Genomic DNA, 12,788 nt, shown 5'->3' on the forward strand with positions numbered 1-12,788 from the left:
TGGGCGGCGCGGGAAATCCTGGTTCCGCACCGGCCTCGATGCCCTACGCGGCGATCTCCTCAATGCCCCTCAAAGCGCAGCGACCCTCTGGGCCAATCGATGCCCAAAACGCCTCCCAGCCTTGTGAGTCGTGTACCGTGCCTCAGGCGGTTCGCGTTGGTGGCCGCCGTGTGGCGACAAGCCAAAAAACGGTTGGCTCACTCGGCAAGTTCCACCGACGCCCGTCCACAGATGTGTTGTGTCGCACCGCACTGGCTCCCGAGCCGATCCTGCGCCAGAGTAACCGCTCCACCAGGAGCTGCCGATGACCGCTCGCCTGTTCGAACCGCTGACGCTCGATGCGCTCACGCTCGAGAACCGCATTCTGATCGCGCCGATGTGCCAGTATTCGGCCCGGGATGGCGAAGCCACCGACTGGCACATGATGCATCTGGGGCAGCTCGCCATGTCGGGGGCCGGCCTGCTGACCCTGGAGGCCACCGCGGTCTCGCCGGAGGCGCGGATCACCGCCTGGGATCTCGGCCTTTACAGCGACGGTTGCGAGCGCGCGCTCGGGCGCGTGCTCGATGCGATCCGCGAATATGCGCCGATCCCGGTCTGCATCCAGATCGCCCATGCGGGCCGGAAGGCGTCGAGCGCGGCCCCCTGGAACGGCGGCCAGCAGATCCCGCCGGAACAGGCCTATGGCTGGCGCACCGAGGCGCCCTCGGCGGTGGCGCACGGGGAGGGCGAGGTGCCGCCCCATGCCCTGGACGCCACCGACATGAAGCGGGTCCGCGACCAGTTCGTGGCCACCGCCAAGCGCGCCGTACGGCTGGGCATCGAGGCCGTGGAGTTGCACGGCGCCCACGGCTACCTGCTGCACCAGTTCCTGTCGCCGATCGCCAACAAGCGCACCGACCAGTACGGCGGCAGCCTGGAAAACCGGATGCGCTTCCCGCTGGAGATCTACGACGCGGTGCGCGACGTCGTCCCCGCGGGGAGCCCTGTCTGGCTGCGCGTCTCGGCCACCGACTGGGTCGAGGATGGCTGGGACATCGACGAGACCGTGGAGCTGGCCAAGGCCCTTAAGCGTGCGGGCTCACCGGCGCTCCACGTCTCCACGGGGGGCGTCTCGCCCAAACAGGCGATCAAGCTCGGGCCGGGCTATCAGGTGCCCTATGCCGAGCGGATCAAGGCCGAGACCGGGCTGACCACCATCGCGGTCGGGCTGATCACCGAAGCCCAACAGGCCGAGACGATCGTGCAGGAGGGACGGGCGGACGCGATCTCGCTCGCCCGGGCGATGCTCTACGATCCGCGCTGGCCCTGGCACGCGGCGGCCGAGCTGGGCGCCCGGGTTCGGGCCCCCAAGCAGTACTGGCGCTCGCAGCCGCGGGAATACAAGGATCTGTTCACGGACACGGCGTTCGGCCAGCGGTGACGCGACGCCCGCGTGGTGAGTCGACGCGCGGGTCTCGCCGGATCGGCTCACCGTCCGGCGAGCGCATCCACAGTGAAACCCAGTGCGCTCGACCCTACGCGGGGGCTATGTCGACCCGGGACAGACGCGCTGACGATCGTCATTACCTCCGGACAGCGATCCGACGAGACGACGGCACCCCGTATGGGCGGCGACCCGTCCCGGGAATCCACGTATCAGGAGTTGCATCAGTAAAGTAGCATACATCTTTATGTATTTTTGATCGACGGAAGCTTTGTCACCGATTTTTGATGCCGCGGATTGAGCAGATTATTATGCATTCTGGCTGAGTGTCGAAGAAAGAGGGCCGAAACGAAAGACACGCCATGATCGGACTGCGCGACCAAACGGCGCATGCAACCCTGGATGCGATCGGACTGTCGCAAGCGATCATAGAGTTTCGGCCAGACGGAACGATCCTCACCGCAAACCGCAATTTCCTGTCCGCAGTGAGCTACACGCTGGCGGAAATCCAAGGTCAAAATCACAGCCTGTTCGTGGAACCGGCTCACCGAGACAGCACAGTATACCGCGCCTTCTGGGATGCCCTGCGATGCGGGACTTATCGCGCCGCCGAATTCAAGCGCATTGCCAAAGGCGGCCGGGAGATCTGGATCCAGGCGAGCTACAACCCCGTTCGAAACCGGTCTGGGCGCGTGTCGAAGATCGTCAAGATCGCAACCGACATCACCACGCAAAAGGCCCACAGCCTCGACCTGGACGGACAGATCTCGGCCCTGCACCGCTCGCAGGCGGTGATCTCGTTCACGCCGGAGGGCACCATCCTCGATGCCAACCCCAATTTCCTCGCGGCGATGGGTTATTCGTTCGATGAGGTGAAGGGGCGCCACCACAGCCTGTTCGTGGACGCGGCGGAACGGTCGAGCGAAGGCTACCAGCGTTTCTGGGCGTCCCTGGCACAGGGGAAATTCAAGTCGGCAGAGTTCCAGCGGCTCGCCAAGGGCGGACGCACGGTGTTCATCCAGGCGACCTACAACCCGATCACGGACGCGGGCGGGCGAGTCGTCAAGGTCGTGAAGTTCGCGACCGATATCACCGCGCAGGTGCGCGAGCGCCAGCGCCGCGTCGCGGTCCAGCAGACGATCAGCACCGATCTGGATGCGATCGGCACGGCGGTCGAGCGTGTGACGCGGCAGACGGCCGAGGCGGTCGGCACGGTCGGGCAGGTCTCCAACGATATCCAGAGCGTCGCCTCAGGCGCGGAGGAGTTGTCGGCCTCGGTCGGCGAGATCAGTCAGCAGGTCAGCCACGCGGCACGCATGGCCGGCGAGGCGGTCTTGCAGGCGCAGCACACAGGCGGCATCGTCGAGGGCTTGAGTGGGCAGGCGGCGCAGATCGGCGCGGTCGTGACGATGATCCAGGGGATCGCCTCGCAGACCAACCTCCTGGCCCTCAATGCCACGATCGAGGCCGCCCGTGCCGGCGCGGCGGGCAAGGGCTTCGCGGTCGTGGCCTCCGAGGTGAAGGCGCTGGCCGAGCAGACCGCGAAGGCCACCGACCAGATCCGGAGCCAGATCACGGCCACGCAGGCGGCCACGCGCGAGGCGGTGAGGGCGATTGATACGATCCAGAGCACGATCCGGGCCCTGGATGAGATCTCGGCCGCGATCGCCGCGGCGGTCGAGGAGCAGTCCGCCGTGACCCGGGAGATGTCGGGCAGCATGCACACGGCGGCGCACGGGGTGGCGACGATCGCGGACGGTATGGAAGCCATCGCGCGGGCGAGCGAGCAGGTCGATGCCGCGACGCGTCAGGTCCGTGAGGCGGCCCGCGCCGTCGGCTGAACACGCGCCGAGACGATCGGATCAGGTCCTCGAGCGCCCTCCGCCGACCTGGACATCGGTTCGGCGCAGGAGCGCGCGCCGAAACGAAGGCTCCGAGCCGCGTTCGATTGCAATGCGATCGGGCACGGCTCTACCGCGGCGCCGCCCCGATCAGCGGCCCGAGCGGCCGGCTGATGTCGGTGCGGCCGAGATTGGGCGCGTGGAGGCTCGACACCGAGCCGTCGAGGAACAGGGCGTTGCGGCAGCCGAGGTCGTCCTTGAACAGCCGCGCGAAGGCTCCGAAGGTCACCGGGCGCTCGGAGATCGCGAAGATCGCCACGTGCCCGTCCTCGGCCACGCCGACGCCGTTGCGGATCTTCTGGCTCGGCCCGTCGGCGGAGATTTTTGGGTGGATCTGGCCGTCGATCACCAGCATGGGCCCGGATTGCGTCGCATAGTCCGGGCGGATCTTCGCCCGGAGGTAATGGGGCGTATCGAGCACCCCCGCCCGCTCGCCCTTCACCCAGAACACGCCGTTCGGCTTGAGGTGGAAGTTGCCGGGCCCGTCCGCGGTGGAGACGTGCTTCATCTCGCGCCCGCCCTCGACGTAGAGGCCCACCGGCGCCTGATCCTTGTCGTACATGCCGGCATTCATCGCGAAGTCGAGGTGCCGCCCCTGCGCCTCGGCGAGGGTGCCGAGCGATCCGTAGGGCCGCCCGTCCGCCTGCATCCAGAACAGCCTCAGCCGCTGCCGCCGCAGGTCGATCGTGCAGACCGTGAAGGTCTCGCCCTGGGTCTCCACCGCCCGGCAGGGCTCGGAGGCCGCGGGCGCGGCCAGGGCGCGCGGCGGCAGGGTCAGCGCGACGAGCGCGATCAACAGGGCGTGAGCCGGGCGTAGCGTCATGACGCGTTCCATGCTGCTCGGAGAAGCGATGGCGGCGGCTGTCGCCCCTGAAAGCGGCGATTTTCGAGTCCGAAGCCGTCCCGGGGCTTGCCGACCCGGCGGCGCCGTGCCGACCGAACAGCGGCGGCACGTCGCGGTCCTCACCTGAACCGTTTCGTACAGTCCGACGTTTCTACGGCTAGAGGGCGGTTTTCGACGGAGATGACATGATGAAGGGTGCAGTGCTCTGCTCAACCCTGCTGGCGGCGGGCGCTCTGGCGTTCGCACCTGCCAGCGCAGATGCGCGCGGCTTCGGCGGCGGCGGGTTCCATGGCGGCGGGTTCGGCGGCGGCTTCCACGGGGGTGGCTTCGGCGGCTTCCGCGGCGGTGGGTTCGGCGGCGGCTTCCGGGGCGCCGGATTCCGTGGCGGCGGGTTCGGCTATCGCGGCGGCTACGGCGGCGGCTACGGCCGTGGCTTCTATGGTCGTGGCTATGGCTATCGCGGCGGCTACGGCTACGGCCTTGGCGGCCTGGGTCTCGGCGTCGGCCTCGGCCTGGCGGCCGGCGGCCTCTACGGCGGTTACGGTGGCTACGGCTACCCGGGTTACGGCTACGGCGGCGGCTACGCCCCGGTCGGCTACGGCTATGGCGGCGACTACGGCTACGGCGGCGGCTGCTACACGGTCCCGCGGGTGCGCTGGACCCCCTACGGCTACCGCCGGGTGCTGGTCGAGCGCTGCTACTGAGCCGCATGGCGACAGTGCGAATGTCAGGAGAGGCCGCCTTCGGGCGGCCTTTTCCTTGCCTGCCCCTCCGCGGCGTTGGACAGCGCCGCCTGGCACGCCGATACTGGTATCGGACGGCAGGGGAGGGTGCATGAGTACGGCCACCGGGCAGGGCGATGGACGCGTCGAGGCGGTCGAGATCCGCGACGCCAGCCTCACCGCTTTTTACCGCTCGATGACGCCGCCGGAGCGGCACACCTTCTGGGCGTGCGCCGCCGGCTGGTGTCTCGACGGCATGGATTTCATGATCTACCCGCTGGTGATCGGGACGATCATGAGCCTGTGGCACGTGGATTCCGGCACGGCCGGGCTGGCCGCCACGGTGACGCTGCTGGCTTCGGCGCTCGGCGGCTGGCTCGCGGGATTCGTCGCCGACCGGATCGGCCGGGTGCTCACCCTCCAGATCACGATCCTGTGGTTCTCGGTCTTCTCGCTGCTCTGCGCCTTCGTGCAGAGTTTCGAGCAGTTGCTCGTCGCCCGGGCGATCCTCGGCCTCGGCTTCGGCGGCGAGTGGGCGGCCGGCGCCGTGCTGATCGGCGAGACGATCCGGGCCGAGTATCGCGGCCGGGCGGTGGGCTCGGTGCAGTCGGGCTGGGCGATCGGCTGGGGGCTCGCGGTGCTGTCGCAGGCGGTGCTGTTCTCGCTCTTGCCGCCCGAGACCGCGTGGCGCTGGATGTTCGCGGTCGGCGCCCTGCCGGCTCTGCTGATCTTCTACCTGCGCCGCTATGTCGAGGAGCCGAAGGTCGCCGCCGAGACCCGGGCCAGGGCCGCAGCGGCCGGCGACCGGCCGCAGATCTGGGAGATCTTTTCCGGCCCGATCCTGAAGACGACGCTGCTTGCCTCGATGGCGGCGGCGGGCTGTCAGGGCGGCTATTACGCGATCACCACCTGGGTGCCGCGCTTCCTCACCACCGAGCGCCACCTGTCGATCGTCTCCTCCACCGGCTACCTCTCGGCGCTGATCATCGGCTCGTTCGCCGGCTATCTCGTCGGCGCGTGGCTCGCCGACCGCCTGGGCCGGCGGCCGCTGTTCCTGATCTTCTCGCTCGGCGCCATCGCGGTGGTGGTGGCCTACACACAGATCCCGCTCTCGAACGGCGTGCTCTGGGTGCTGGGCTTCCCGCTCGGCTTCTTCGCCTCGGGCTATTTCTCCGGCATGGGCGCCTTCCTGACGGAACTGTACCCAACCCGCCTGCGCGGCTCGGGGCAGGGGTTCTGCTACAATTTCGGCCGGGGCATCGGCGCCCTGTTCCCGGCGCTCGTGGGTTACATCTCCGAGCGCGTCGGCCTCGCCTCGGCGATCGCGATCTTCGCGGCGGTCGCCTACGGGGTGTTCTTCGTGGCGGCCTTCGCGCTGCCCGAGACGCGCGGCAAGGTCCTGCACGCGGATATCTGATCATGCCCGAGATCCGAGACTGCCCCGCCCCGGACCCGCATCCGGGCGGACCGACCCGCTACGCCGTGCCGGCGGGCGCGGTCGACACCCACGCCCACGTCATCGGCCTGCCACCCGCCTATCCGCTGGTGCCCGACCGCAGCTACACGCCTCCGGCGGCCCCGGCAGAGGCCTATCTCGCGATGCTCGATGGGACCGGCATGGCCAACGGCGTGCTGGTTCAGGTCAGCGTCCACGGCACCGACAACCGGCTGATGGTCGAGACGCTGCGCGCCAACCGGCGGCGGCTGCGCGGCATCGCGGTGATCCCGCTCGGACTGCCCGACGCGGACCTCGCCGCCCTGAAGGAAGCCGGCGTGGTCGGCCTGCGGCTGAACGTGCTGTTCGGCGGCGGGGTCGGGCTCGACGCGGTCGAGTCCTACGGGGCGCTTGCCCGGGAGATGGGCTGGCATCTCCAGTTCCTGCTCGATGCCCGGGATCTGCCGCCGATCGCCGGTCGCCTGTCGCGGCTACCGGTGCCGCTGGTCTTCGACCATATGGGGCACATGCCGACCTCGGCCGGCGTGGATCATCCGGGCTTCCAGGCGCTGCTTAGCCTCGTCGCCGACGGCAACTGGGTGAAGCTCTCGGGCGCCTTCCGCGATTCCGTCACCGGGCCGCCCTACGCCGACACGATCCCCTTCGCCCGCGCCCTCAATGAGGCCGCCCCGGAACGCTGCCTCTGGGGCTCGGACTGGCCGCACGTCGCGGCCTGGGATGGGCCGCCGCGGACCACGACGCTCCTCGACCTGATGGCCGATTGGGTGCCGGACGAGGGCCGGCGCAAACAGGTCTTCGTCGACAATCCGCGCCGGCTCTACGGCTTCGGATAGGGTCGGGGCCCGCATCCCGCGCCGGGCTCAAGTCCCGGTTCCGAAAGGTCGAGACCTTTCGCGGGTCCAGGGCAGAGCCCTGGTCAAGATCTCAGGGCTCTGCCCCAAGAACCCGCCAAAGGGCATGCCCTTTGGAAACCCGGGTTCCAGGTCGAACCGGCTCCAAGTCCCGGATTTGCAGCGCTCAGCGCCGCCGTGATTCGTCCTGCGGCAGGTGGCGGCCGTAGACCTCCTGCTTCTCCGCGCGCTCGCGGATCAGGTCGGCATAGGCCTGCCGCATTTCGGGGGAGACGCTGACGCTCTTGCCCTTGGCGGGCTTGCGCTTGGGCGCCTTCTTGAAGGTGTTGCTCGCATCGGTCATGCCGGGCTCCGCGTCGAACCGTGGCGGCATCGCGTGGCCGGAGGGCCGATCGGGCTGTCCGGATGCCGCCGCGGGCCGGACATCCGCCTGTAGCGCATCCCGGCGGCGGGCGCACCGCGGTCTGGTGCCGTAACCCAAGGATTCGATCTGGTCCGCCCCGGACGCCTCTGCCAGGATCCGGGTGATTCCGATCGGGGAGGGCGGTCATGGCCTCGGGTACGTCGTGGTGGGGTCGTTTGCCGGGGGCAGACCGCCGGCAAGCTGCGGCTCTGCTGGCACTTCTGCTCGCCGCCGGACCCGCCGCCGCGCAGGATCAGCCGCGACCGTCCCGCGCGGCGCCCGCGGCTGCGGCGCCGGCCGATCCCGCCTTCGAGGGCGCGAAGGCCGCGTTCGAGGCGCTGCCCGAGCCGGAACGGAAGGCGATCCAGGACGCCCTCGTCTGGACCGGCGACTTCAACGCCGTGGTGTCGGGCACGTTCGGGCGCCGGACCTTCGAGGCGCTCAACGCCTATCGCGCCCGCACCCATGGCGTTGATCCCCTGGATCCGCGCGGCCGGGCGGCCCTGCTGGGAGCGGGGGCGGCGGCCCGGACCGCGGCGCGCTTCCGGATCGCCCCGGATCCCGGCAGCTCTGCGGTGATGGGGGTGCCGGAGCGCCTGCTATCGAAGCGCACCGCCCTGGCCTCCGGCACCCGCTGGCAGAGCCCGGACGGGCGCGTCACTCTGGAGACCCGCGCCTACCCGCTGGAGACCGAGACCCTCGACACCCTGTTCGAGAAGGCGACCACGCCGCTGCCGAACCGCAAGGTGACCTACAGGCTGAAGCGGCCCGACGTCGTGGTGGTGACCGCCGAGACCGGGGCCGGCCTGTCCTACATCCGCTACGCCGCCGGGCCGGCGGGCGTGCGCGGCTTCCTGTTCGGCTACGACAAAGCCCTGGCGCCGGAGGTCGATCGTTTGGTGATCGCGGTGGCAAATGCGTTCGTGCCGTTCCCGAAAGCCGCCGCACCGGCCCCGGTCGCCGCGATCCCATCGGCCCCGGCCCGCCCCGAGACCAGCGCGGTCGTGGCGCAGGATCTTGCCGTCGCGGGCGCCGGTCTCACGGTGGCGCCGGGCCGGGTGCTCACGGCCTCCGCGGTGCTGGAGGGCTGCGCGGCGCCCCGCATCGGCGCGGCGCCGGCCCGCAAGCTCGCCGCCGATCCCTCCGGCCTCGCGCTTCTCGATGCGCCCGGGGCCCCCGCGCCAATCCGACCCGCAGGACGGACGGAGCCGGTCGGCGCGGAGGATAACCTGATCGCCCTCGCGCCGAGCTCGGACGGACTCGTGGCCGCCCCCGGAAGCGCCGTCGCGGGCGATGTCGTCGCGGCCCTTCAGCCGGGCTCGGCCGGTGCGCCTGTGCTCGACCGGTCCGGACGGCTCGTCGGGCTCATCGCCCGTTATCCGGCGGCGCCACGCCGGGTTGCCGGGATCGTGCCTCCCACGCGCCTGCCGCTGGTACCGGGCGGGGCGATCACCGCCTTCCTCGCGGGCCAGGGCATCGCCGACGCGAAGACGCCCCCGGACGGTGGGCCGGGGGCGTTCGCGCAGGCGGTGGTGGGGATCGCCTGCCGCTAAGCAGGTTTCGCAAAAGTGGCCACCGGTTTTGCGACAAAAACCTGTAACATAACAAAGAGCTAAGCGGATGAAGCGTTGGCTTGCCAACGTAAATCTGCTTAGGTGCCGCGGGTGCTCAGAGCAGGGCTCGAGAGAGCGACTTGGGCTCTGCCCAGGACCCGCAAAAGGTCTCGAGCTTTCGAAACCGGGATCTGAGGTCGTTCCCGGCCACGAGGCGGCCGGGAACGACGCCGTGGCTTAGAGCCGGCCGGTGACCAGCAGGACGATCAGCACGATCAGCAGGATGCCGCCGAGGCCGAAGCCCGGACCGCGATAGGCGCCGCCGCCGAGGAAGCCGCCGCCGCCGAAGGCCAGGATGATCAGGATGATAAGGAGGATGGTAACAAGGGACATCTGGCGAGAACTCCGAACGGTCGCGCTGGTGCGAGCGTGACCGTTCAAACGCTGCGACAATCCGTTCCGTTCAATCGCCGCCCCAGCTTTTGTGAGAAAAATACGGATGAGGCCTTAGGCCTCAGGCGTGCCAGTCCGGCAGCGGATCCTGCGGGGCGCCGAGCCAGCCCGGCACGGGCAGGTTGCGCGCGGTGAGGAAGGCCGGGTTGAACAGCTTCGAGGCGTAGCGCGCCGCCCCGTCGCACAGGATCGTCACGATGGTGTGGCCGGGCCCGAGTTCCCGGGCCAGCCGGATCGCCCCGGCGACGTTGATCCCCGACGAGCCGCCGAGCGACAGCCCCTCCTCCCGCATCAGCCCGAACACGATGTCGAGGGCCTCGCGGTCCGGGATGCGGAAGGCGTGATCCGGGGTGAAGCCGTCGAGGTTCCTGGTGATCCGCCCCTGGCCGATCCCCTCGGTGATCGAGGAGCCCTCGGCCTTCAGGGTGCCGGTCGTGTAGTGCGCGTAGAGCGCCGAGCCCTCCGGGTCCGAGAGCGCGATCTTGACCTGCGGATTGCGGGCGCGCAGGGCCTCGGCGGTGCCGGCCAGCGTGCCGCCGGTCCCGGCCGCGCAGACGAAGCCGTCGACCCGGCCGCCGGTCTGCGCCCAGATCTCGGGGCCGGTGCCGTCCACATGCGCCTGCCGGTTGGCGACGTTGTCGAACTGGTCGGCGAAGAAGGCGCCCGCCGGCTCCGTGGCGGCGAGTTTTTCGGCAAGCCGCCGGGCCACGTGGACGTAGTTGTTCGGGTTGGCGAACGGCACGGCCGGCACCTCGACGAGGCGCGCGCCCGCGAGCCGCAGGGTCTGCTTCTTCTCCTCGGACTGGGTGACCGGGATGACGATCAACGTCCGGTAACTGCGCACCGAGGCCACCAGGGCGAGGCCGATGCCGGTATTGCCGGCGGTGCCCTCCACGATGGTGCCGCCCGGCCGGATCAGGCCCTTCGCCTCGGCGTCCTGCACGATCGAGAGCGCCGCACGGTCCTTCACCGACAGGCCGGGATTCAGGAACTCGGCCTTGCCGTAGATGGCGCAGCCGGTCTCCTCCGAGGCCCGGCGCAGGCGGATCAGCGGTGTCTGGCCGATGGCGGCGAGGACATCGGGGGCAGGTACGCGACTCGGTGCGGTCATTGGGAAAGCCTAAGCAGATTTCGCGAAAATGGCCGCCAATTCCGCGAAAAAAATCTTTGACCCCTCGAAGATCCGAGCGGACGAAGCGTTCGCCTCGATGTACGAGTCCGCTTGAGAGGCTGCACGGAGGCTAGCAAGTCTCACCCGAACACGTGCCCGCCGTTGATCCGCAGGCCGACCGGGTGCCCGGCCGGGTGGCGGACGCCATCGAAATCCTCCACGGCGAACACGCGACCCTCCGTATCCACCACCTCGATCCGCTGGCGGCCTTGCGTCCGGTACGAGCTGCGCACCGTGCCGGACAGGTGCGCGGATTCGGGCTCGGCGAGTTGCAGCTGCCAGGGCCGGACATAGAGCTTCACCGGGCCGATAATGCCGGCCGGCGCGACGACGGGCGTCTCCCGGCCGCGCACCAGCACCCGGCCGCCCTCGGCGATCGCCTCGACCTCGACGGAATCGCCCAGGAACTTCATCACCGTGGCGCAGGCCGGGTTCTCCTGCACCTCGTCCGGCGTGCCGACCTGCTCCAGGCGGCCGCGATCGAGCACCGCCACCCGGTCGGACAGTTCCAGCGCCTCATCCTGGTCGTGGGTGACGAAGATCGTGGTCTGACCGGTGCGGTCATGGATCTCGCGCAGCCAGCGGCGCAGATCCTTTCGGACTTGGGCGTCCAGCGCGCCGAAGGGCTCGTCGAGCAGCAGCACCCGCGGCTCGACGGCGAGCGCCCGGGCGAGGGCGACGCGCTGGCGCTGGCCGCCCGAGAGCTGCGACGGGTAGCGATCGCCGAAGCCCGAGAGCCGGATCAGGTCGAGGAGGTCGCCGACCCGGCGCTTGATCTCGGCCTTGGCCGGCCGGTCGGCGCGCCGCCGCGCGTTCAGCCCGTAGGCGATGTTGTCGGCGACGCTCATGTGCTTGAACAGGGCGTAGTGCTGGAACACGAAGCCCACCGCCCGCTCCTGCACGGCGAGGCCGGTGGCGTCGTCGTCGCCGAACAGGATCCGGCCCCGGTCCGGCGCGTCGAGCCCGGCGATGATCCGCAACAGCGTCGTCTTGCCCGAGCCCGAGGGCCCCAGCAGACCGATCAGCTCCCCCGCCCGCACGTCGAGGGAGAGGTCGTGCAGCACCGCAGCCGTGTCGAAGGTCTTCGAGACGGCCTCGATCCGGATCGCCGTGGAGGGGCGATCCGAGGGGCTGTCAGTGTGCCCGGCCGTGCGCGAGCTCACCGGCGAAACGCCATTCGAGGACGGATTTGAGGACGAGGGTGATGAGGGCAAGGACGGCAAGGAGCGAAGCGACGGCGAATGCGGCGACGAAGTTGTACTCATTGTAGAGGATCTCCACGTGGAGTGGGATGGTGTTGGTCAGGCCGCGGATGTGGCCCGACACCACCGAAACCGCTCCGAATTCGCCCATCGCCCGGGCATTGCAGAGGAGCACGCTATAGAGCAGGCCCCAGCGGATATTGGGCAGCGTCACCGTGCGGAACACGTGGAGGCCCGAGGCGCCGAGCGTCAGCGCCGCCTCCTCCTCGGCGGTGCCCTGCTCCTGCATCAGCGGGATCAGCTCCCGGGCGACGAACGGGAAGGTCACGAACACCGTCGCCAGCACGATGCCGGGCAGCGCGAACAGGATCTGGATGCCGTGATCGATCAGCCAGGTGCCGAACAGGCCCTGGGAGCCGAACAGCAGCACGTAGATCAGACCGGAGACCACCGGCGAGACCGAGAACGGCAGGTCGATCAGGGTGATCAGCAGCGCCTTGCCAGGGAACTCGAACTTGGCGATCGCCCAGGAGGCCGCCAGCCCTAACACCACGTTGAACGGCACAGCGATCGCCGCCACGGTGAGTGTCAGGCGGATCGCGCTCCAGGCGTCGGGCTCCCGGAAGGCATCCAGGAAGGCGGCGATGCCCTTCGAGAGGGCCTGGGTGAACACCGCGAACAGCGGCAGCACCAGGAACAGCGCCAGGAAGGTGACCGCGATGCCAATCAGCACCCCGCGGGTGATGGCCCCCTCGGAGGCGGCCTGGGCCGGCTTGGCCATCGGCACGGAGATCGGGGAGAAAATC

Annotated in this window: 12 protein-coding genes; 6 read left to right on the top strand and 6 right to left on the bottom strand. The window is 69.6% G+C overall.

The genetic code is table 11. The features are described 5' to 3' along the window. The first annotated feature begins 304 nt into the window (after window positions 1-304). Window positions 305-1,423, top strand: coding sequence for an NADH:flavin oxidoreductase/NADH oxidase (locus tag MKK63_RS12085; protein ID WP_244001960.1), 1,119 nt, complete (start codon window positions 305-307; stop codon window positions 1,421-1,423). Window positions 1,424-1,788: 365 nt separating this feature from the next. Then, window positions 1,789-3,267 (top strand): methyl-accepting chemotaxis protein, encoded by a 1,479-nt coding sequence (locus MKK63_RS12090; protein ID WP_244001962.1) that lies wholly within the window; start codon window positions 1,789-1,791, stop codon window positions 3,265-3,267. Between the two features lie 130 nt (window positions 3,268-3,397). Here MKK63_RS12090 and MKK63_RS12095 read toward each other — a convergent pair whose 3' ends face one another. Next, window positions 3,398-4,150: a phosphodiester glycosidase family protein gene (locus MKK63_RS12095; RefSeq protein ID WP_244001964.1), complete on the bottom strand. Its 753-nt coding sequence runs from the start codon at window positions 4,148-4,150 to the stop codon at window positions 3,398-3,400. Window positions 4,151-4,359: 209 nt separating this feature from the next. Between MKK63_RS12095 and MKK63_RS12100 the strand changes: the two genes are divergently transcribed. From MKK63_RS12100 to MKK63_RS12110, 3 genes are all read left to right on the top strand, one after another. Continuing rightward, window positions 4,360-4,875: a hypothetical protein gene (locus MKK63_RS12100; RefSeq protein ID WP_244002168.1), complete on the top strand. Its 516-nt coding sequence runs from the start codon at window positions 4,360-4,362 to the stop codon at window positions 4,873-4,875. A gap of 130 nt (window positions 4,876-5,005) precedes the next feature. After that, window positions 5,006-6,310 (top strand): MFS transporter, encoded by a 1,305-nt coding sequence (locus MKK63_RS12105; RefSeq protein ID WP_244001966.1) that lies wholly within the window; start codon window positions 5,006-5,008, stop codon window positions 6,308-6,310. 2 nt (window positions 6,311-6,312) lie between these two features. Beyond that, the gene (locus MKK63_RS12110) at window positions 6,313-7,182 is read left to right on the top strand and encodes an amidohydrolase family protein (RefSeq protein WP_244001968.1); all 870 of its coding nucleotides are present in this window, start codon (window positions 6,313-6,315) and stop codon (window positions 7,180-7,182) included. 184 nt (window positions 7,183-7,366) lie between these two features. Here MKK63_RS12110 and MKK63_RS12115 read toward each other — a convergent pair whose 3' ends face one another. Beyond that, window positions 7,367-7,543, bottom strand: a complete 177-nt coding sequence (locus tag MKK63_RS12115) for a hypothetical protein (protein ID WP_243919840.1) — start codon at window positions 7,541-7,543, stop codon at window positions 7,367-7,369. 206 nt (window positions 7,544-7,749) lie between these two features. Here MKK63_RS12115 and MKK63_RS12120 point away from each other — a divergent pair, with 206 nt between their 5' ends. Further along, entirely contained in the window at window positions 7,750-9,156 is a 1,407-nt protein-coding gene (locus MKK63_RS12120) for a serine protease (RefSeq protein ID WP_244001970.1), read from the top strand. Window positions 9,157-9,393: 237 nt separating this feature from the next. Here the strand turns inward: MKK63_RS12120 and MKK63_RS12125 are convergent, their stop codons facing one another. From MKK63_RS12125 to cysW, 4 genes are all read right to left on the bottom strand, one after another. Continuing rightward, entirely contained in the window at window positions 9,394-9,549 is a 156-nt protein-coding gene (locus tag MKK63_RS12125) for a hypothetical protein (RefSeq protein WP_007563230.1), read from the bottom strand. A 121-nt stretch (window positions 9,550-9,670) separates the two neighbouring features. Next, window positions 9,671-10,720, bottom strand: coding sequence for a cysteine synthase A (locus MKK63_RS12130; RefSeq protein ID WP_244001972.1), 1,050 nt, complete (start codon window positions 10,718-10,720; stop codon window positions 9,671-9,673). Window positions 10,721-10,860: 140 nt separating this feature from the next. Then, on the bottom strand, window positions 10,861-11,844 hold the full coding sequence (locus MKK63_RS12135; protein WP_409564508.1) for a sulfate/molybdate ABC transporter ATP-binding protein: 984 nt from the start codon (window positions 11,842-11,844) through the stop codon (window positions 10,861-10,863). A gap of 70 nt (window positions 11,845-11,914) precedes the next feature. Beyond that, complete coding sequence (gene cysW / locus MKK63_RS12140; protein ID WP_244002170.1) at window positions 11,915-12,763, bottom strand: sulfate ABC transporter permease subunit CysW; 849 nt, start codon at window positions 12,761-12,763, stop codon at window positions 11,915-11,917. Window positions 12,764-12,788: the final 25 nt, after the last annotated feature.

The sequence above is a fragment of the Methylobacterium sp. J-088 genome, from assembly GCF_022829295.1.
In the GTDB taxonomy this organism is placed as follows: domain Bacteria; phylum Pseudomonadota; class Alphaproteobacteria; order Rhizobiales; family Beijerinckiaceae; genus Methylobacterium.

Coding starts and splice junctions, on each gene's coding strand:
- MKK63_RS12085 (WP_244001960.1), top strand. CDS start 305: ATGACCGCTCGCCTGTTCGAACCGCTGACGCTCGATGCGCTCACGCTC.
- MKK63_RS12090 (WP_244001962.1), top strand. CDS start 1,789: ATGATCGGACTGCGCGACCAAACGGCGCATGCAACCCTGGATGCGATC.
- MKK63_RS12095 (WP_244001964.1), bottom strand. CDS start 4,150: ATGACGCTACGCCCGGCTCACGCCCTGTTGATCGCGCTCGTCGCGCTG.
- MKK63_RS12100 (WP_244002168.1), top strand. CDS start 4,360: ATGAAGGGTGCAGTGCTCTGCTCAACCCTGCTGGCGGCGGGCGCTCTG.
- MKK63_RS12105 (WP_244001966.1), top strand. CDS start 5,006: ATGAGTACGGCCACCGGGCAGGGCGATGGACGCGTCGAGGCGGTCGAG.
- MKK63_RS12110 (WP_244001968.1), top strand. CDS start 6,313: ATGCCCGAGATCCGAGACTGCCCCGCCCCGGACCCGCATCCGGGCGGA.
- MKK63_RS12115 (WP_243919840.1), bottom strand. CDS start 7,543: ATGACCGATGCGAGCAACACCTTCAAGAAGGCGCCCAAGCGCAAGCCC.
- MKK63_RS12120 (WP_244001970.1), top strand. CDS start 7,750: ATGGCCTCGGGTACGTCGTGGTGGGGTCGTTTGCCGGGGGCAGACCGC.
- MKK63_RS12125 (WP_007563230.1), bottom strand. CDS start 9,549: ATGTCCCTTGTTACCATCCTCCTTATCATCCTGATCATCCTGGCCTTC.
- MKK63_RS12130 (WP_244001972.1), bottom strand. CDS start 10,720: ATGACCGCACCGAGTCGCGTACCTGCCCCCGATGTCCTCGCCGCCATC.
- cysW (WP_244002170.1), bottom strand. CDS start 12,763: ATGGCCAAGCCGGCCCAGGCCGCCTCCGAGGGGGCCATCACCCGCGGG.